Source organism: Niabella beijingensis (genome assembly GCF_020034665.1).
GTDB classification, from domain to species: Bacteria; Bacteroidota; Bacteroidia; order Chitinophagales; family Chitinophagaceae; genus Niabella; species Niabella beijingensis.
Window position 1 is genome coordinate 2,448,695 of the sequence record NZ_JAIQDI010000001.1, and the last position, 19,700, is coordinate 2,468,394.

The 19,700-nt window shown below is 47.3% G+C and carries 16 protein-coding genes and 1 tRNA gene; 8 read left to right on the plus strand and 9 right to left on the minus strand.

The features are described from left to right. Positions 1–287: 287 nt before the first annotated feature. Complete coding sequence (locus tag K7B07_RS10215; RefSeq protein WP_223709377.1) at positions 288–1,853, minus strand: glycerol-3-phosphate dehydrogenase/oxidase; 1,566 nt, start codon at positions 1,851–1,853, stop codon at positions 288–290. Positions 1,854–2,036: 183 nt separating this feature from the next. Between K7B07_RS10215 and K7B07_RS10220 the strand changes: the two genes are divergently transcribed. Continuing rightward, the gene (locus K7B07_RS10220) at positions 2,037–2,807 is read left to right on the plus strand and encodes a DeoR/GlpR family DNA-binding transcription regulator (protein WP_223709379.1); all 771 of its coding nucleotides are present in this window, start codon (positions 2,037–2,039) and stop codon (positions 2,805–2,807) included. A gap of 17 nt (positions 2,808–2,824) precedes the next feature. Here K7B07_RS10220 and K7B07_RS10225 read toward each other — a convergent pair whose 3' ends face one another. Next, positions 2,825–5,116: a GH92 family glycosyl hydrolase gene (locus K7B07_RS10225; protein ID WP_223709381.1), complete on the minus strand. Its 2,292-nt coding sequence runs from the start codon at positions 5,114–5,116 to the stop codon at positions 2,825–2,827. A gap of 129 nt (positions 5,117–5,245) precedes the next feature. Between K7B07_RS10225 and K7B07_RS10230 the strand changes: the two genes are divergently transcribed. The 3 genes from K7B07_RS10230 to K7B07_RS10240 all read left to right on the plus strand — a co-directional run bounded on the left by K7B07_RS10230 (position 5,246) and on the right by K7B07_RS10240 (position 8,072). Further along, positions 5,246–5,710 carry a helix-turn-helix transcriptional regulator gene (locus K7B07_RS10230; protein ID WP_223709383.1) on the plus strand — a complete coding sequence of 155 codons (465 nt, stop codon included), beginning with the start codon at positions 5,246–5,248 and terminating at the stop codon, positions 5,708–5,710. Between the two features lie 196 nt (positions 5,711–5,906). Continuing rightward, positions 5,907–6,440 (plus strand): DUF4199 domain-containing protein, encoded by a 534-nt coding sequence (locus K7B07_RS10235; protein ID WP_223709385.1) that lies wholly within the window; start codon positions 5,907–5,909, stop codon positions 6,438–6,440. A gap of 105 nt (positions 6,441–6,545) precedes the next feature. Further along, positions 6,546–8,072 (plus strand): GH3 auxin-responsive promoter family protein, encoded by a 1,527-nt coding sequence (locus tag K7B07_RS10240; RefSeq protein WP_223709387.1) that lies wholly within the window; start codon positions 6,546–6,548, stop codon positions 8,070–8,072. Here K7B07_RS10240 and K7B07_RS10245 read toward each other — a convergent pair. From K7B07_RS10245 to K7B07_RS10260, 4 genes are read right to left on the minus strand one after another with little or no spacing between them, the layout of a single operon-like run. After that, positions 8,062–8,388, minus strand: a complete 327-nt coding sequence (locus K7B07_RS10245) for an MmcQ/YjbR family DNA-binding protein (protein WP_223709388.1) — start codon at positions 8,386–8,388, stop codon at positions 8,062–8,064. The genes K7B07_RS10240 and K7B07_RS10245 overlap by 11 nt on opposite strands. A gap of 10 nt (positions 8,389–8,398) precedes the next feature. Further along, positions 8,399–9,121, minus strand: coding sequence for a 3'-5' exonuclease (locus K7B07_RS10250; protein ID WP_223709390.1), 723 nt, complete (start codon positions 9,119–9,121; stop codon positions 8,399–8,401). 2 nt (positions 9,122–9,123) lie between these two features. Beyond that, a complete protein-coding gene (locus K7B07_RS10255) occupies positions 9,124–10,203 on the minus strand; it encodes a mannose-1-phosphate guanylyltransferase (RefSeq protein WP_223709391.1) in 1,080 nt (359 codons plus the stop codon). A 10-nt stretch (positions 10,204–10,213) separates the two neighbouring features. Next, positions 10,214–11,176, minus strand: coding sequence for a KpsF/GutQ family sugar-phosphate isomerase (locus K7B07_RS10260; RefSeq protein WP_223709393.1), 963 nt, complete (start codon positions 11,174–11,176; stop codon positions 10,214–10,216). Between the two features lie 187 nt (positions 11,177–11,363). Here K7B07_RS10260 and recQ point away from each other — a divergent pair, with 187 nt between their 5' ends. The 4 genes from recQ (at position 11,364) to K7B07_RS10280 (ending at position 16,548) form a co-directional block, all read left to right on the plus strand. Then, entirely contained in the window at positions 11,364–13,628 is a 2,265-nt protein-coding gene (gene recQ / locus K7B07_RS10265) for a DNA helicase RecQ (RefSeq protein ID WP_223709394.1), read from the plus strand. Between the two features lie 128 nt (positions 13,629–13,756). After that, positions 13,757–13,829, plus strand: a tRNA-Phe gene (locus K7B07_RS10270). A gap of 101 nt (positions 13,830–13,930) precedes the next feature. Further along, positions 13,931–14,239 (plus strand): GIY-YIG nuclease family protein, encoded by a 309-nt coding sequence (locus K7B07_RS27885; RefSeq protein WP_223709395.1) that lies wholly within the window; start codon positions 13,931–13,933, stop codon positions 14,237–14,239. 893 nt (positions 14,240–15,132) lie between these two features. Further along, entirely contained in the window at positions 15,133–16,548 is a 1,416-nt protein-coding gene (locus K7B07_RS10280; RefSeq protein ID WP_223709396.1) for an AAA family ATPase, read from the plus strand. Between the two features lie 79 nt (positions 16,549–16,627). On the opposite strand, the gene K7B07_RS10285 is transcribed toward K7B07_RS10280, so the two are convergent. From K7B07_RS10285 to K7B07_RS10295, 3 genes are all read right to left on the minus strand, one after another. Next, complete coding sequence (locus tag K7B07_RS10285; RefSeq protein WP_223709397.1) at positions 16,628–17,557, minus strand: DUF4886 domain-containing protein; 930 nt, start codon at positions 17,555–17,557, stop codon at positions 16,628–16,630. Between the two features lie 10 nt (positions 17,558–17,567). Continuing rightward, positions 17,568–18,686: a glycoside hydrolase family 88/105 protein gene (locus K7B07_RS10290; RefSeq protein WP_223709398.1), complete on the minus strand. Its 1,119-nt coding sequence runs from the start codon at positions 18,684–18,686 to the stop codon at positions 17,568–17,570. A 97-nt stretch (positions 18,687–18,783) separates the two neighbouring features. Next, entirely contained in the window at positions 18,784–19,035 is a 252-nt protein-coding gene (locus K7B07_RS10295) for a SymE family type I addiction module toxin (protein WP_223709399.1), read from the minus strand. Positions 19,036–19,700 lie beyond the last annotated feature (665 nt).

The following is a 19,700-nucleotide window of genomic DNA, read 5'->3' on the forward strand; positions in this document are numbered from 1 at the left end:
CAGTTGCAGCCATTGGTTGCCTGGCAATACAGCTGGCAAACCTGCTACACAATGATGATGTGAGATTTACAACACGATCATATAAGGATTGTCCCCACCTTGTTCTATACAACAAAGCGCATTCAATTTTCCCTTGAAGGTTTTGCGTCTTTAAAAAAACGCAACGGGGGCCCAAATATAGAGCGCCCTCTGCATGTGTTTGATACCATTTGACGTTGTTAACGAAAACATAATGTAGCGCCTTCGTTACGATGCAAAACAATCGATTCATATGGCATTTTTTTTCGTTATTGTAAAATATATTGCTGTGCAAGTCCGTTAAATCGTTTTACTTCTTCTGTAACCCAATGCTCATCCCGGTTCAGCTCCTGCGCCATAATTCCGGCAACCGCTGCACTGATCCGGATACTTTCCCGCGCATCCAGCAGCAATGCCCTTGTTCTCCGCGCCAGCACATCTTCCACGGTACGGGCCATTTCATGGGTAACGGCCCATATAACCTGCGCTTTATTTATTTTTAACGACTCACTGATCCAGTGCCCGTTACTGTTGGCTTTGATGTCCGGCGCATCGCTTCCATAAAAATAAAAGGGGTCGCTCCAGTCCACTCCTTCTGCAAAACCATGGATGCGCAACTGCGGTGTTCTTGAAGTCGTTGCAGGCCAGCCGAGCTTTTTCTCCACACTGTCCATCATATCTTCTCCCATTTTTCGGTAGGTGGTCCACTTACCGCCAATGATGGTAAAGAGCCCGCTGGGAGTGATCATGATCTTATGACTGCGCGAAATCTCTTTTGTTTTTTGTGCACCTTCCTTTGGCGCTGCCAATGGTCGCAAACCGGCAAATACACTGAGCACATCGCTACGGCCTGGCTTTTTTTTGAGATAGGTGCCCGCCGTTTCCAGGATAAACTCGATTTCTTTTTCGAGGGGACGGGGCTCAACAGAAGGCGCACCCACCAGGGTATCCGTAGTGCCCACCACCACCTCGTTATGCCAGGGTACGGCAAACAATACACGCCCATCCGTGGTTTTGGGGATCATCAGCGCATGGGAAGAAGAAAAAAAGGATTTATTTAAAACCAGGTGGATGCCCTGACTGGCAACAACACTTTTTGCCGCGGAAGGGTTATCCATTCGCAGGATGTCATCTACAAAAACACCGGTAGCATTGATAACGGCACGGGCCTGTATGGTATAGGTTTCCGACCGTTCTGTATCTTCCACTACCACCCCTCCGGGTTTTTGGGCAGCGTCCTTCTTCAGGCCGGTCACCTTCATATAGTTCACCGCAACACCACCCTGCTCAATAATCGTTTGTGCCAGGTTTAACGCAAGCCTTGAGTCGTCAAACTGCCCGTCGTGATACAGCACACCACCCACAAGGCCTTTTTGGCTGACATCCGGCACCGCTTCAATGGTCTTCTTTTTTGAAATGAAAACGGAAGACCCCAGGGACAGGCGTCCCGCAATCCAGTCATAGGCCTTTAATCCGATGGTATATTTCAGCCGGTCCCAAAATGAATATACCGGTACAATAAAAGTTTGGTTCTTCACAAGGTGGGGCGCATTCTTTTGTAACAAGCCTCTTTCAATGCTGGCTTCGCGTACCAATGCAATATCTCCCTGCGCGAGGTAACGAACACCGCCATGCACCAGTTTGGTGCTCCGGCTGGAAGTACCCTTGGCAAAATCATATTGTTCGAGCAGCAAGGTCCTGTATCCGCGGGTTGCGGCTTCCAGTGCGATTCCCAGCCCGGATGCTCCGCCTCCGATCACCAGCACATCCCAAACCACCCCCGTCTGTGTAGCTGCCTTTACCAATTGATCCCTGTCAAGAATACCATTATTCATTTCCGCTTTCCTCCGATTGTCTTTAGTTTCGAACCCTTATCTTTCCAATAAAACAAAACATTTCGAAAGCAATAATAACGTTTTTTTAATTAAAATGAAAAAATTCATAATAATTTAATAAGCAGATATAAGTTTCCTTTTATTTCTTTTGAAAAAGCAGCCGGAAACGCTACTTTTGATTGCATGAGCAGTCTAATTGAACGTCATCAACATATAATGGACTCCCTGAAGCAGAAAGGAATGGTTCAGGTACTGGATCTTTGCCAGGAGTTGGATGTTTCATCCGTAACCATTCGAAAGGACCTGCAATTCCTGGAAGATAAAAATCAGCTTTACCGGACGCACGGCGGAGCCACACTCACCAATCCTTATATTGGCGACCGGCCGGTTGTTGAGAAAGTAGGAATTCAATCGACAGAAAAGGAAAAAATCGGCCAATATGCGGCCGGATTAGTAGAGCCCAACGATTGTATCCTGATCGCATCGGGTACCACGGTTTTTTATTTTGCAAAACACATACAACCAAAAGGAAATGTAACCGTTATCACAGCGGCACTGAATGTGGCCATGGAAATTGCCCATCATCCGGGTATAGAGGTCATACAACTGGGGGGTATCATGCGCAAAACATCCTCATCCGTTACCGGTGTTTATGCCGAAAAGATCCTGGAAGATTTCTCCTGCAGCAAGTTGTTCCTGGGCGTTGACGGTATTGATCTCGAATTCGGGCTGACCACTACCAATATGATGGAAGCGCAGCTGAACCGGAAAATGATCGCCGCTTCCCGGAAGACCATTGTACTGGCCGACTCCAGCAAATTCGGGAAAAGGGGCTTTGGAAAGATCTGCGGACTGGACGATATCGAGCAGATCATTACAGACAGCAATATATCCCCCCACCTTGTAGAAGAGCTAACCGCAAGAGGGGTTGAGGTAACCGTACTGCCGGTTTAGCCCAGCTTTATCCACGATCACCGCTTCGGGGGTCTGGCGGCCATTATAAATTCCAGTGTACCGCCCCCGGTTATATCGCTGTGCCTGATGAAGTGCGCTTTCAGTGGCTGGCCGTTCAGCAACACCTTAGACACATACACATTTTTTTCCGATTGATTCCTGGCCGTGATGGTGAAGGTTTTTCCGTTTTCGAGCTGCAGTACCGCCTTGTTTACAGCCGGACTTCCAAGCTGGTACTCCTCGGCGCCGGGAGCAAACGGATAAAAACCCAATGTGCTGAATATATACCAGGCGCTCATCTGTCCGCAATCATCATTGCCGCCCAACCCGTCCACAGCCGGCTGGTATTGCTTTTTTAGGATCATACGTACCCGTTCCTGTGTTTTCCAGGGCTGACGGGTAAAGTTATACAGATAGGCCACATGATGTGACGGCTCGTTGCCATGCACATAATTGCCGATGATACCTTCCCGCGTAATGTCTTCCGTTTCTTCAAAAAATTTATCCGGCAGGTGCATGGTAAACAGGGAGTCAAGGTGTGGTATGAATTGCTTTTCCCCGCCCATTGCAGCAATCATTCCCGCCGGATCCTGGGGCACAAATAAGCTGAAGTTCCAGGCATTGCCTTCAATAAACCCCTGTCCGTGTGTAGACAGTACATCAAAGTCTTTACGGAACGTCCCGTCGCTCAGCCGGGGGCGCATATAGCCGACAGAAGCATCAAATACGTTCTTCCAGTTTTGTGAGCGCTTCATAAAGGTTTCGTATACATCCATACGGCCCAGCTTCTTCGCTGCCTGTGCCAGGCTCCAGTCGTCAAAAGCATATTCCATAGTGGTGGAAACGGAATTCGGGCGCACATCGTCGGGCACATATCCTTTTGTCAGATAGGCCTCCAACCCATCATAATAGCGCACATTCGCTGTTTGGATACAGGCCTCCAGTGCCTTGTTGGCATCAAAGCCGGCCACCCCTTTCACAATGGCATCGGCAATGACCGGCACACTGTGATACCCGCTCATACACCAGTTCTCATTGGCATAATGGCTCCATACCGGCAGCATCTTGTGCACGCTCTGCTGCTGATGTGCCAGCATGCTCCGGATCATATCACTGTTGCGCCGGGGCTGTATCAGGTTAAAGAGCGGATGCAGGGCACGGTAGGTATCCCACAACGAGAATGTGGTATAGTTGGTGAAGCCATCCGTTTTATGAACATTTTGATCCAGCCCCTTGTATTCCTGGTTCTGGTCCATATAAACGGTCGGACTTAAAAAAGCATGATACATCGCCGTATAAAAATTGATCCGGTCGTTCTTATCCGGCACTTCTATTTTTATTTTTGCCAGCTCTTTGTTCCATTGGTCCTGTCCCTGTGCTTTCACTGCTTCAAAATTCCAGCCGGGGGCTTCTGTCTGCAGGTTTTCCAGGGCATTTTCTGTACTTACCGGTGAAAGCGCAAACTTTATCCCGACCTTTTCCCCTGCCCCGGTTTTAAAATCAAAATGCGCGCGGATCTGCTCTCCGGCCATTTCCGGGAAATTCATGGTCTGGTCAAACCGTTTGTAAAACCCTTTGTATGGATAGGTCTTGAAGTTTGCGAACCCGTAGGAACGGACCGGCTTTGAAAAAACCATGGCAAAATAAACGGTGCGGGTGCGGGCCCAGCCATTGGTCTGCTTAAATCCTGTTATCAGCGTATCGTTTTCCACCCGCACAAAGGTCCACACATTTTTATCTTCATAGTTATAGATCCCGTGCATAAGATCAAGGATGATATGCGCCTCCTCCGATTGCGGGAAGGTATACTGATGAACCCCCACTCTTGTGGTGGTCGTCAGCTCCGCCAGGATATTATTATCATCCAGTTTTACTTTGTAATAATTCGGTTCAGCAGTTTCATTGGTATGGCTGAACCGGCTCCGGTAGCCGGTTTCGGGGTGCGCTGCTGTGCCCGGGTTCAGCTGCAGCGGCCCGGTTGTGGGCATGATGAGAAAATCGCCCAGGTCGGAATGCCCCGTGCCGCTGAAATGCGTATGGCTGAACCCTACAATAGTAGGATCATCATACTGGTACCCTGCACAATATTTATAAACATCGGTATTGTATTTTCCGTTAACATCATATGGCAGGGTATCTGTGTCCGGACTAAGCTGTACCGCACCAAAAGGAACTGTCGCCCCGGGAAAAGTATGCCCCATTTTTTGAGTTCCGATCAGGGGGTTTACATAACGGATGAGCGAATCCTGGGCCATCCCGTTCTGTAACAGGGAAAACCCTAAAGCACAAAGGAATAATCGTTTTTTCATTTTGGTAAATTTAAGACCTTCGCTTTATTTAAAAACAAAAAGACGGTTATTGTCCTTTTGGTGCTGCTGCGGGCCTCTGGTCGTTTTAGCTGCGGCTTTTTTGTAAATTGCGGTATATTATTCTGCCAGATGCTACGCGACTTCTTTTCCCGGAACAGGGCCCTTATTTTATACGGTGTTATACTGGCACTGCTGGTTTTCCTGCTCAAATGGCTACAGCTAAAATTTGTAATCATTGATCATGCCTTTGAAATTTATGCGGGATCCCTTGCATTGCTGTTTACCCTTTTCGGCATCTGGCTCGCCCGCAGGCTGACAAAACCCCGGACGGTCATTGTTGAAAAAGCGATCTATATAAAAGATGCCGGATTTATTTGTAACCGGCAGGCTATCGAAAAAATGGGGTTGAGCGAACGCGAACTGGAGGTACTGCAGCTGATGGCCGAAGGATTGAGCAACCAGGAAATAGCCGGACGGCTGTTCATTTCTCTTAATACGATAAAAACCCACTCTTCCCGGTTGTTTGAAAAAATGGACGTTAAACGCCGGACACAGGCCGTGGAAAAAGCCCGGCGCTTATGTATCATCCCCTGAATAACAGTACCGGGCAGTGGTACGTTTGCCGGAGCATCAAAAAAATCAGTATTTCAGAATTTCTGTGGTGCCAAAACAGGCCAAACACGATACTACTTTCGGGTAAATAAGGCTGGTATAACAAAAATCACCCGAAAGTATGAACGATTCCGGTTGAGGGCACCCCATATTTGTACTGCAATAAAAACGTATCAAAATGAAAAAAAATGTACTCATCTTCGGATCGGTTGCCGGCATATTATTGAGCGGGTTTATGGCTGTAGCCATCGCAAAATGTTATGGGACTGCCGACTTTAAGGGAAATGAAGTGGTGGGTTACGCTGCCATGTTGCTGATCTTTTCCCTGGTATTTGTGGGTGTGAAGAATTTCCGCGACCGTTATAATGGCGGGATTATTTCCTTTGGAAAAGCGTTCAGGGCGGGATTCCTGATCGCACTTGTCGCTTCCACCATCTATGTATTGGTGTGGCTGGTCTGTTATTATGCTTTTTTTCCCGACTTTGGTGATAAATATACCGAGTATATTTTGCGCGAGGCCAGGGCCGGTGGCGCCAGCGCTGCGGAAATGGATGCCAAAGCCGCAGAAATGGTCCGTTTCAATAAAATGTACCGCAACCCGCTTTTTGTGATACTGCTCACCTATACCGAGGTGCTACCCATCGGGACCCTGGTGGCCCTGATAAGCGCACTGATCCTGAAACGGAAACCCCGAGTGCCCCAGGCAGCATAGTGGCCGGAGTGCTGACCGGAATTTTAAGAGGCGGGCGGTTCCCGGCAACTGCCGTTGCAACAAAACTCCTTTGTTTTTATTACATTGTGTTTATATTGCGATTGAATGCCCTTGCTGAGTCCGGCCATATCATCCCTCGCCCGCATGCGTCAATGGCGCATCGACGGATGGCGCAGTCATCCGCTGGATGCGCAGCGGGAGGTATTGCAGAACCTCGTCACCTCTGCCCAGTATACGGAATTCGGAAGAAAGTATCAGTTCAGCAACCTGTTCAATATCCGCGACTTTAAAAAAGCGATCCCCATCCAGGAGTATAACGACCTGAAGCCCTATATCGAACGGTGTATGAACGGGGAACAGAACCTGCTCTGGAACTCGCCCATTTTTTGGTTTGCCAAAAGCAGCGGCACCAGTGGTGATAAAAGCAAGTTCATTCCCATAAGCGAAGAAAGCCTGGTGGACTGTCATTATAAAGCTGCCAAAGATGTGCTGACCATGTACTATCATTTTAAACCGGATAGTACGATGCTTACCGGCAAAGGGCTGGTACTTGGGGGGAGTCATAACATCAACGCCCTGAATGAGGCAGCCCAGTTCGGCGACCTCAGCGCGGTACTGTTGCAGAACAGCCCTTTCTGGGGACACTGGCTCCGGACACCGGAACTGAGTATCGCTTTAATGGACGATTGGGAAACAAAGCTGGAAAAAATTGCTGCGCAGGCCATTAACGAAAATGTTACTTCTGTAAGCGGGGTTCCTACCTGGACACTGGTACTGTTTAAAAGGATCCTGGAGATCACGGGCAAATCATCCATTGTGGATGTATGGCCGGGACTTGAGCTGTATATGCATGGCGGGGTTTCGTTTACCCCTTACCGCGAGCAGTTCAAGAAGATCGTGGGAAAAGACATTCATTACCTGGAAACCTATAACGCCAGTGAAGGCTTTTTTGCGGCACAGCAGGCGCCGGGGGAAGACGGCCTGCTGCTGTTTACAGATCATGGCATTTTCATGGAGTTTATGCCGCTGGGTGAATACGGATCAGCAGACCCCCGCACGATCGGGTTGAAGGATATAGAATTGGACACCAACTATGCCCCCGTGATCAGCACCAATGGCGGGCTCTGGCGTTACCTGTTGGGGGATACCATCCGGTTTTTATCAAAAAATCCCTTTAAAATAATTGTATCCGGACGTGTCCGGCACTTTATCAATGCCTTTGGAGAAGAAGTGATCATCGATAATACCGACAAGGCTATCAGCATGGCCTGTCGCGAAACCGGCACTGTTGTAAACGATTATACGGCCGCGCCGGTGTATTTTTCTGATGAGGGGAACGGGGGGCACGAATGGCTGGTGGAGTTTGAAAAAGCACCTGAGGACCTGGAACAGTTTACCCGGCACCTGGACGCTGCATTGAAAGCGATCAATAGTGATTACGAGGCGAAGCGCCACAAGGATATTGCCCTGAAAAGCCCGGTGATCCATTCCCTGCCCAAGGGGCTTTTTATTGATTGGCTGCATCATAAGGGAAAGCTGGGGGGCCAGCATAAAGTGCCCCGGTTAAGCAATGACCGGACCCTGCTCGAGGAGATCCTTTCTTTTTATAAGAGCCGGAAAGTTACTTTTTAATTTTTGCTACCAGGTTATAGGAATCTGTGATCCATTCTTTTAAAAGCCGGCTGCTTGTGGTGCCATCCACCACGATGGTATTCCAGTGTTTTTTATTCATGTGATAGCCGGGCAATACCGAGGGATAACTTTCACGCAATGCTTCCGCTTTTTCCGGGTTGCATTTCACGTTGAACTGCAACGGATCATTATCCAGTCCCGTAAGGAGGAATATTTTTCCCTTCACCTTAAATACAAGAGTATCGGGCCCGAAGGGAAATCCCTCCTCCACATCCGGAAATTGCAGGCAGAAATCCCGCAGCATTTCAATATCCATAGGAAACCATTTACTTGTATTCAATATTTTCTTCTGCGATCAGTTCTTCCCCGCTCATTTTTAAAAAGATCTGTGCCACCGTGATCACATCCTTCTGGCAATAGGTTGCAATACGCTCGATCTGCCGCTCCTGATAATATACTTCGGCCACCATACTTCCGTCGATATCATCTTTTGGAGTTGGCACCCCCAGCGCATGTGCCAGTAAATTTAACGTGGTATAACTTTTAAAATCCCCGAATTTCCACAGCTCCATGGTATCCAGATGGTTCACCTCCCAGGGCTTCTTGCCTGCCGTGTTCAGCAGCAGCGGTATCGGCACCCCGTTGATCAGCATCCGCCTGCATAAATACGGGAAATCGAATTCTTTTCCGTTATGCGCGCACAGGTATTTCTGCTCGTTCGCGCTGAACTTTTGCAGCATTTCAGCAAAAGCACCAAGGAGTTGTTTTTCATCGTCTCCATAAAAAGACTTTAAGATGATCTTCCGTTGATTGACCCCTCCCTGTATAATGCCACAGCTGATACACACGATCTTTCCAAACTCTGCATAGATCCCGGCTCTTTCATAAACACTTTCCGGGGTTTCCTCTTCCCGGTTCCGTAAAATAGAAGCAGACTTTCGCTCCCACAGGTGTTTCCAGGCCTCCGGCACTTCGCTGAACGAAGCGTATTGCGGCACGGTTTCGATATCTAAAAAAAGAATGGTATGAACAGCATATTGAGCAAGCATGATTACAGGTATTTTTCGTCTTTATTCCGTTTTACATCTGCAACGTACTCTTTTATCTCCTGTTCCTGGTCTTTTCTGCAGATCAGCAACACATCATTGGTATCTACCACGATAAAATTTTCAAGCCCCTGCAACACCACCAGTTTTCCTTCCGGTACATGCACCATACAATTATGTGTATCATACACCATCACATCCGCACCCACAACCGCATTGTCAAAATAGTCCTTACTCATATTGTCGTAGGCGCTGTTCCAGGTACCGAGATCGCTCCACGTGAACCCTGCGGGTATCACATATACGTTCGATGCTTTTTCCATAATGCCAAAATCGATGGAGATATTGGAACATTGTGCATAGATCTCTTCTATTATATCTGCCTCCTCCGGAGTGTTGAACAGATCCTGATACGAGGCAAATACTTCATGGATCTCGGGTAAAAACCGCTCAAACGCTGCAAGGATATTTTTTACCTTCCAGGTAAAGATGCCGGAGTTCCATAAAAAGTCCCCGCTTTTTACAAACACTTTTGCCAGATCGAGATTGGGTTTCTCTGTAAATGTCTTTACCTTAAAAATGCCGGGAGCCGCTTCAACGGAGTCATGCTGTATATAGCCATATCCCGTATTGGGGTTACGGGGCTTGATGCCCAGGGTTACCAGGGCATTAACGGACTCTACAAACTTCAGGGCGTTCTCTACTGTTTCATTAAATGCCTCGTCTTCCAGGATAAGATTGTCCGACGGTGCCGCGATCATGATGGCCTCGGGGTCTTTTTTCTGGATCTTAAACGCGATGTATGCAATACAGGGCGCCGTATTTTTCCGGAACGGTTCGGTAACAATATTTTCCTGCGGAAGATCGGGAAGCTGCTGCGCCACAATATCCCTGTATTCTTCCGAGGTCACCACAAAGATGTTCTCAGCGGGCACAATTTTGTTATACCGGCTGAATGTAGACTGGATCAGCGTTTTACCGGTATTCAGAATGTCTAAAAACTGTTTGGGGTAATTGGTCCGGCTTTTGGGCCAGAACCGGCTTCCGATTCCCCCGGCCATTATGGCAACATAACGGTTACTCATGTCGTTTTATTTAGATCAACCCCTCCTTTAACAGGTCGTGTATGTGAATAATTCCCAGGTACGTCGCATCTTCAACAACAGCCAACTGGGTTATTGCATTCTTCCGCATCATATCAAGAGCAGAAATTGCCAGTTCACCAGGTGCGATCGTTTTAGGGTTTCGCGTCATAATATCCCGGGCAACAGTGCCTTCGATATCGGTGTTCTTTTCCAGCATCCGCCGGAGATCTCCGTCTGTTATAATGCCAGCAAGCGCATTTTGTTCATTTACCACCGCAGTTACTCCCAGTCTTTTTTGAGTGATCTCCACGATCACCTCTTTTACGGATTGCCCTTCAAAAACCATCGGCCGGTCGTTGCCCGCAAAAACATCCGCCACGCTCAGGTACAGCTTTTTGCCCAGGGTACCTCCCGGATGGAACTTGGCAAAATCATCATCTTTAAAACCTTTCAGATCCATCAGGCAGGCAGCCAATGCATCGCCCATGACCATCTGTGCGGTGGTACTGGAGGTCGGTGCCAGGTTATTCGGACAGGCTTCCTGGTCGACGGTTGTATTTAAAATAAGATCGGCCTGCTGCGCCAGATAAGACCCGGTATTACCTACGATGGCGATCAGTTTGTTCCCAAAGTTTTTTACCAGCGGCACCAGTGCTTTTATTTCCGGGCTGTACCCGCTTTTACTGAGGATGATCACAATATCCGCGTCTTGTACCATGCCAAGGTCACCATGCAATGCGTCGGCCGCATGCATAAAGATAGAAGGCGTTCCTGTTGAATTGAACGTAGCCACGATCTTCTGTGCCACCAGGGCACTTTTGCCTATTCCGCTGAAGACCACCCGCCCCGTACAGTTCTGAATCAGCAGGACCGCTTGCCGGAAATCATCGTTTAACTGCTGCTGTACTTCATTAAGCGCACCGGCCTCTAGCTGGAATGTTTTTCTGGCGCGTTGTAATATATTGTCACTCATTTAAATATCAGCCTACTTAAGAAAACACAAATGTATTATTTATATGGGCACAAAAAACTTTAACCATTAATATTTTAAAAGCAGGCCAACCTTAGCTAAATTCGCTTCCCGAAAATTTTTTTTTTCTGAATATCCAACGTACCTTTTAAGGATATTGGATGACAATTAAATCTTTTATATTACAGAAATGGCAGTGAAAAGCGAAAAGAAGGCCACCAGGAAAAAGGAACCTGCGGTCAGCCGCACCAAGAAAACAGAAACAAAGACAGACCTACACGGAGAACTGCTTAAGAACTTTGGTTTTCAAAAATTTAAAGGCAAACAGGAAGCCATCATCCAATCGCTTTTATCAGGAAAAGACACTTTTGTTATTATGCCCACCGGTGGAGGAAAAAGCCTCTGCTACCAGCTGCCCGCTGTGATCATGGAGGGTGTTGCTATTATTGTTTCACCGCTGATCGCCCTGATGAAGAACCAGGTAGACCTGGTGCGGGGGTATAACAGCAATGATGAAATTGCACACTTTTTAAATTCCACGTTAAATAAAAAGGAAATAAAGGAAGTTCATGATGACCTGTTATCCGGTAAGACAAAACTCCTGTACGTTGCCCCGGAAACCCTGACCAAACAGGAGAACCTGGCCTTTTTCAGCGATCTGAACATTTCCTTTTTTGCAGTAGATGAGGCGCACTGTATTTCCGAGTGGGGCCATGATTTCCGCCCGGAGTATCGCCGGTTGCGGGAAATGATGAACCAGATCAACCCGGATGCCGCCGTCATTGCCTTAACCGCTACAGCTACCCCGAAGGTGCAAAGCGATATTATAAAAAACCTGGGTCTTAAAGAGGCAAACATCTTTATTTCCTCCTTTAACCGGGACAATCTTTATTATGAGATCGCTCCCAAGATAAACAAGAAACAGACCAACGAAAGTATTGTCCGCTTTATCAAAAGCATGAAGAATAAAAGCGGCATCATTTATACGCTGAACCGTAAGACTACGGAAGAGCTGGCCGATATACTGATGGCCAATGGCATTAAGGCAGTGGCTTATCATGCGGGGCTGGACAGTAAGCTACGTGCAGAGCGGCAGGACCAGTTCCTAAACGAGGATGTACAGGTAATTGTAGCCACTATCGCCTTTGGAATGGGGATCGACAAGCCCGATATCCGGTTTGTCATACATTACAATATTTCAAAGTCCATTGAAAACTACTACCAGGAAACCGGTCGTGCCGGCCGCGACGGGCTGGAAGGGAAATGCCTGTTGTACTATTCCCATAAGGATGTGAGCAAACTGGAACATTTAATGCGCGATAAACCGCTCAGCGAACGGGAAGTGGGTGCCCAGCTGATCAATGAAACCGTGGCTTATGCCGAAAGCGGCGTTTGCCGGAGAAAAGTGATCCTGAGCTATTTCGGGGAGCAATATGAGGTAGAGAATTGCGGGCAGTGCGATAATTGCAGACACCCTAAAGAACGCATGGAAGCAAAAGACCAGGCCGTACTGGTGCTCAAGACCATTAAAGAACTGGACGAACGTTTTGCCACAGATTATACAGTGAATATCCTTATCGGAAAACTTACCCCCCAGGTGAAAATGTTCCGTCATGAAGGGCTTTCCAGTTTTGGTACGGGAAAAGAGCAGGACACCCTGTTCTGGAACTCCCTGATCCGCCAGATGCTCCTGGAAGGACTGTTGAAAAAAGACATTGAAGAATATGGTGTATTAAAAATAACCCCGGCCGGAACCGCTTTCTTAAAGAAACCCAAGGCCTTCCCGATTGTGCTCAACAATAAGTTTGAAGAAGCCTGGGACGACGATGAGGCCGGTGCAGAAGATGGTGACGGAGCTGCGACTGATCAGCAGTTATTTGAGATGCTGAAAGAACTTCGTCAGAAGGAAGCCAAGCGGAAAAGCCTGCCCCCCTTTGTGATCTTCCTTGAAAATTCGCTGATGGACATGGCCACTTTGTATCCCACCACCACAGCTGAACTGGAAAAATGCCAGGGGGTGAGCAAGGGCAAGGCCATCCGCTATGGAAAACCTTTTGTGGAGCTGGTGGCGCGCTATGTAGAAGACAATAACATTCAGAAGCCGGATGATTTTGTAATGAAAAGCGTGGTGAATAAAAGCGGTAACAAAGTGTACATTATTCAGCAAACTGATAAAAAAATTCCGCTGGAAACCATTGCTAAAAACAAGGGCTGGCAAATGAACGAACTGCTGGAGGAAATGGAAACCATTGCTGCCAGCGGTACCAAGCTGAACCTGGGGTATGCTATAGATGAAATGCTGGATGAGGAAGAACAGGATGAGATCATCGAATATTTCAAAAGCTGTGAAACCTCTTCCCTTCAGCTGGCACTGGAAGAACTGGCCGAGTTTGATTTTAACTGGGAGCAGCTTAAGATCATGCGGATCAAGTTTTTGGCAGAATACGGAATGTAGCGGCTCCCTTTAACGGATGACGCGCGTATCAAATGAATCCTCTCCGGAGATTTTTTGATTTTTTGCGGATATTTTTGAAAATCTGCTGCCTATGCTCTATATTTGCAGCCCGCTAAGGCGGAAAGGATGGTGCGGTAGCTCAGTCGGTAGAGCAAAGGACTGAAAATCCTTGTGTCGCCGGTTCGATCCCGGCCCACACCACGAAAAGAACCCGGAGTGTTTCACTCCGGGTTTTTTTATTGGAACACAATAGGTAAGTCGCCCAAATATGATTGTACTGCAAAATCGGGATCTTTGCTTTTATGCACTTTGTATATATTTTATACAGTCCGGCCTGTGACCGGTTTTACATCGGGGAAACAGTTTGTCCGGAACAACGATTGCAGCAGCACAACACAGGATTTTATGCTACATCCAGTACCGCTTTTACTTCCGATTGGAAAATTGTATTGACGTTGAAAGTACCCCTACGGGTAGAAGCCCTCAGGATTGAACAGTACATAAAATCAATGAAATCTAAAAATTTCTTGCGAAAACTCATTGCCCAGGATCTGTTTTTGGAACAATTCAAGAAAATTGTTGACGAAAAATTCGCCATTACAATTTATTAAAGTGCCGGTTCCCCCGAAGCTTCGGGGCCGGCCCACACCACAAAAGATCCCGGAGTGTTTCACTTCGGGTTTTTTATTGGAACACAATAGGTAAGTCGCCGAAATATGATGGTACTGCAAAATCGGATCTTTGCTTTTATGCATTTTGTTTGCGTTTTGTACAGCCCGGCCTTTACCAATATTCTCAAACCCAGAAAACATAAAATACCTGAACAGGCGCAGCGCGCCGATAATCATTATAACCAGGAGGCCTCAATGATCATCCCAGCCGCAGCGCGGCGGTAAATTTTTGCAATGGCTGCAGGAGCCTTTTTTTGTTACCGGTGCGCTGCACCTTTATTCCTCTGTTATTCGCTTACCTGAAAGATCTACGCTGCGATGCAGCTTTCGGGTATACTCAAATTAACTTAATGCGTTTGCGATGCATCAGGGCCGATCCATACCACGGAGTACTGTCTTTACCAATAACAAGATATCTCTGCATCCGGAGCCGGCTTGCCACATTGATTGTTGAGGCATATCTTAAACCCAGAAAACATAAAATGCCTGAACAGGCGCAGCGCGCCGATAATCATTATAACCAGGAGGCCTCAGTGATCATCCCAGCCGCAGCGCGGCGGTAACTTCCCTGCAACTTTTTGTTACCAGTACATTAAAAAGTCAACCCAAAGCACCTGACAGGGCCCGGCGGTCGGGTATGCACCAGCATATTCTAACCAGTAGTAAATGCGATCTTTGGTACAACGTCTTTGCATCAGGACCGGCTCAGACCATAAAAGATACCGGATCTATTTGGCTTTAACAATGATTTCAACAACAGTTAAAGCCAATTTTAATTTATAATTTGGCTTTAACGCGTATTTTGATTATATTTATAGCCAAATGTCTTTCTTATGCTTATCGGACGTAAAAAGGAGCAGGAGCAGCTAAAGAAGATCTGTACATCGGCACAATCAGAGTTCATTGCAGTGTATGGCCGGCGCCGCGTAGGAAAAACTTTTTTAATACGGGAGACCTTTGCCAATAACTTTGACTTCTATATTACCGGGATGGCAAATGTAAACACCCGGCAACAACTCCTGAACTTTCACCTGGCCCTGAATAAATACGACCCCGCAGCAAAAGAAAATATACCTCCCGAAAACTGGCTGATGGCCTTCCAGCGACTGATCACCCTGCTGGAAACAAAAACCAGTGACCAAAAAATCGTATTCCTTGATGAGCTTCCCTGGCTGGATACCGCACAGTCTGGTTTTATGCCGGCGCTGGAACATTTCTGGAACTCTTGGGCAAGCGGCAGAAAAGATATTGTGCTGGTGGTTTGCGGATCAACCGCTTCCTGGATGATCAATAAACTCATCCATAATAAGGGAGGTCTGCACAACAGGGTTACCCGGCGCATTAAGCTGGATCCCTTCACCCTTGCCGAATGCGAAGCTTTTTTAAAAAGCCGGAACGCCGTTTTTGACCGCTATCAGATCATTCAATTATACATGGTAATGGGTGGTATTCCCTTTTACCTGAACCAGGTTGACCCGGGCCGCAGTGCCGCACAGAACATTGACCGGATCTGCTTCAGCGAAAGCGGACTCCTGGTTACAGAATTTGACGATCTGTACCGTTCTTTATTTAACAAGGCAGAAAAACACATCCAGATCATAGAAGCGCTGAGCAAAAAAGCAAAAGGGCTTACGCGCGATGCGATCATTACCCTTACGAAGCTGCCGAATGCCGGCAGCACTACCCGCATATTAAAAGAGCTGGAAGAAAGTGGTTTTATCCGTAAGTACAATTCTTTCGGTAAGAAAGAACGAAACAGTTTGTACCAGCTGGCTGATTTCTATTCGCTTTTCTATCTGCGTTTTATTGTAACCCGGCAGGATGAAAACAACTGGATCAATGGCCTGGATGATCCAAAGCACCGGGCCTGGAGCGGCTATGCCTTTGAGCAGGTTTGTCTTGCACATATAAAAGAGATCAAACAGGCACTTGGTATCAGCGGGGTGCAGACATCGGTTTCTTCCTGGATGGGTGAAGGGGCCCAAATAGATCTTGTGATCGACCGGAAAGACCAGGTGATCAATCTTTGTGAAATGAAATTCTCCCTTAATGATTTTACGATCACCAAAAAATACGCAGGAGAACTGAGAAATAAAATCACTGCCTTCCGCGAAGCTACAGGCTCCCGGAAAGCGTTGTTTTTGACCCTGATCACCACGTACGGATTGACCAGGAACGAATACTCCGGCTCCCTGGTCCAGAACGACCTGAACATGGAGCTCCTTTTTTATGTGTTGGCAGACGACTAAGGCTTCAGGAATAATGCGGTAACTCCGTTCTCAGCCGATAACAACGGACCGAAAATACTTGTACTGCTTTCACCATGGCTCATCGCCGTACCTGTGCCTGATCCATTCCGGATACAACATCATCTGCAATCGCCCTTAACGCTTTTGCAAATTCATCCGTTACAATTTCTGGCTTAAATGTGGTGCGCACGGAAGAAGCACCAAACAGGAACTTATACCATACCAATCCCGCAAGGTAGCAGCCCGCTTCGCTGGCATGATGCGTATCCAGGTCCAGCTCCTTCTTTTTATTATAAAAATATCCCACATGCAGGGAATGTGCCTGATCAGGAAGATCAGGAAAAACGGCCTGCCCGCGTTTAAAGGATTGATCCGTTTTAAATGCCGTGCTGCTTTTCTGTTGCGCTGCAAAAAAAGCATCCCCTACAGGAATAAGCGGTAACTGTAACGCAGCAGCTGTTGTATGATATGCAGCCCGTGATTGTTTCCACATCGCTTCGGCAGACGGAGCATGGCCTCCGCCGGAGATCTGTGAAAAGGACGGCGCATCGGTGCGGTAGGGCCATGTCTGGTGCAGCACAATCGTTGCGGTGGGTTGCAGGTGGTGAATGTATTCCACCAGTTTGCGCGCATAGGGTTTGTAGGTATTGGAATCGCCGGATAAAATGGAGGCCTGCTGCAATGTAACCACATCCCAGGTTCCGGAGCCCAGCAATTCTTTTAACGATTTTCCGTTGTATGCTTTTCCTTTAGGATCGCCGGCCTCTGCGGCTTCAACCAGTTCCCAGTGCCGTTGCAATGAGCAGCCTCCCAGTTCAGCACGACCGATGGAAAGGGTAAAACCGCCCTCCTGCGCCAGTTGAGGGAGGTATCTTGTAGCATTCTGCGAAAAACTATTACCGATCAGGAATAACCGTACCGTTTTCCGGCCCGTGTCCTGAGTATAACCCCTGCTAAAGCCCGTAAGAAGCAAAAGCAGCACAATGATCCGGTATGCACTGTATTTCATTTGTTCCTTATTATTTTTTTAAATAATGATACAATTGAGTACCCGCCAGCAGGAAGGCCCCTACCCCGTAAACCTCTGTGCTTTCCGCATTTACCTTGTCTGGTGCCGCACCAATGCGTTGTACATAGCCCAACATTCCATCCGCATTCACTGAAGACACCATAACATCCCAGGCACGCTGTGCCGCCGGCCAGTAAGCAGCTTTATCCAGCAGACCATGATTCAATCCCCATAAAATTGCATAGCAAAAAAAGCCCGTACCGCTCATTTCCTTTACCGGAAAGCTTTCCGAATCCAGCAATGACGCATGCCAGCTGCCATCCGGCTGCTGAAGCGAAACCACTTTTGCGATCATGTCTTTATAAAGCTTCTCAAATCTTGCCCTATCGGAATAATTGGCGGGCATATTTTCCAGCATCCGTACCAATCCACCCAGTACCCATCCGTTGCCCCGCGACCAGAATGTTTTTTGCCCGTTCTTTTCCTTTTTATTAAAATAACTTTCGTCTCTGAAATAAAGCAGCTCGGAAGGATCATAAAGAAAATCGGTTGTTTTCCACCAGAGCTTTGCCGCCATATCCAGGTACTTCGGATCCCTTGTTGCGGTGGTCAGGTAGGCCAGTGAAGGCGGACCCATAAATAAGGCATCGCACCAGGCCCACTCCCGCAGTTGTATGCTGTTCTTCCAGTTCAGCGGCTCATCATGCGGTTTTGCAAGGATGCTATCGGCCAGCAATATAAAAGGCGCAATCATTTTCGGGTCTTTATATTTCACCGACAGTTGTGCATAGGTTTGTCCCACACAATAATCATCTGCAAAAAAACGGCGGCGCCCCGTATTCCAGCTAAGATCATTGCCTATGTTTACCAATGCCTGCAGGTACTTTTTTCCCCCCTTCAATGTTCCTGCGGCGTACAACCCGGTATAGCAGGCTCCATTGGTCCAGTCAGCCTTTCCATACTTAAAGCCCTTTATTTTCCAGTCGTTCAGCTGCCAGTCGGCCACGCGGTGCATCATCTTCAACACCGCTTTGGGTTTTGGATCCGCAGCCATTGCAGCATGGCTGGTTATTGCAAAAAAAGCTACTGTCCAAAAAACAAGCAGGTTTTTAAAAGTAGGAGTTGTCATACTGATGTTTTATTGTATCCCCGTAATCGTTAACGGGGGTATGAAAGTATGAAAAGAGCGGGAAAAACCAACACAGAAATACCCGGCACATAACGATTCACCCCCTTTCCGGTTCAAAACATGCCGGAACTATAATGAGCTTGTTTTCTGCAATCGTTATATCTATATGCTGGCCGCACTTAAAGCCACAATCCAAAAGCCATTTGCCCATAAGACGTATTTCCGGGTAATGATTAATTATGTACCCGCTCCAAAGGGTGGAGTTATACACAATTGCCCGGTCATATATCTTCAGCTTACGCATTCTTTTGATGGTGGCGCTGTTTTTCATGGTTGCAATAATTGCCATAATTGGTGTTTTATAAAGTTAAGAAGCAGGTTCTGTTTTATTTTTCCAATCATCGCCAAACTCAAACAAAAAGAAACCATAAATGTACCCTGCTCCAACAGATATATACTGCATTAAAAATACCCGCGGAAGCGATACAGAATTCTGATGAGGAACAGGCAGTGAATATCATATCTAATACTTTTATTGATGAGGCTGTAGCTTATGCAGGACAATACAAATGCACATTTAATCCAATCGATAAGATGGTTGAGCTGTACGAGCGATGCTGTAACAGCAAAAGGGAATGATTGATAAGCTGGAAAAACTAATTGCGAAGAAATAATTTTTTGGGCGTGCCCCCAACCCTACCAGCGCTGCAAAAGCAGTACACGGCCGGGGTCGGGCTATCCGCTCCTACTCCGCCATCCCGATAGCCACCGGGACCCATCACACAAAGGCTTCAGCGGGGTATCCGCTGCTATCCCTCACACGGGGAGGAAGGAAATAACGAAGCAGAAAAAGAAAGATGATAGAGCGGTTCTTTCGCCTTGATTCGTGTTTGCACTATAGCTTATGCCCCGAGCCTACGGTTCTCTGTTCCGCATTCTCCTTCTATACCGCGAACTGAAGTTCGCAGTTGATGGCTGGTCGAGGCGATGCCTCTTATCCTTCGATAGGAATAC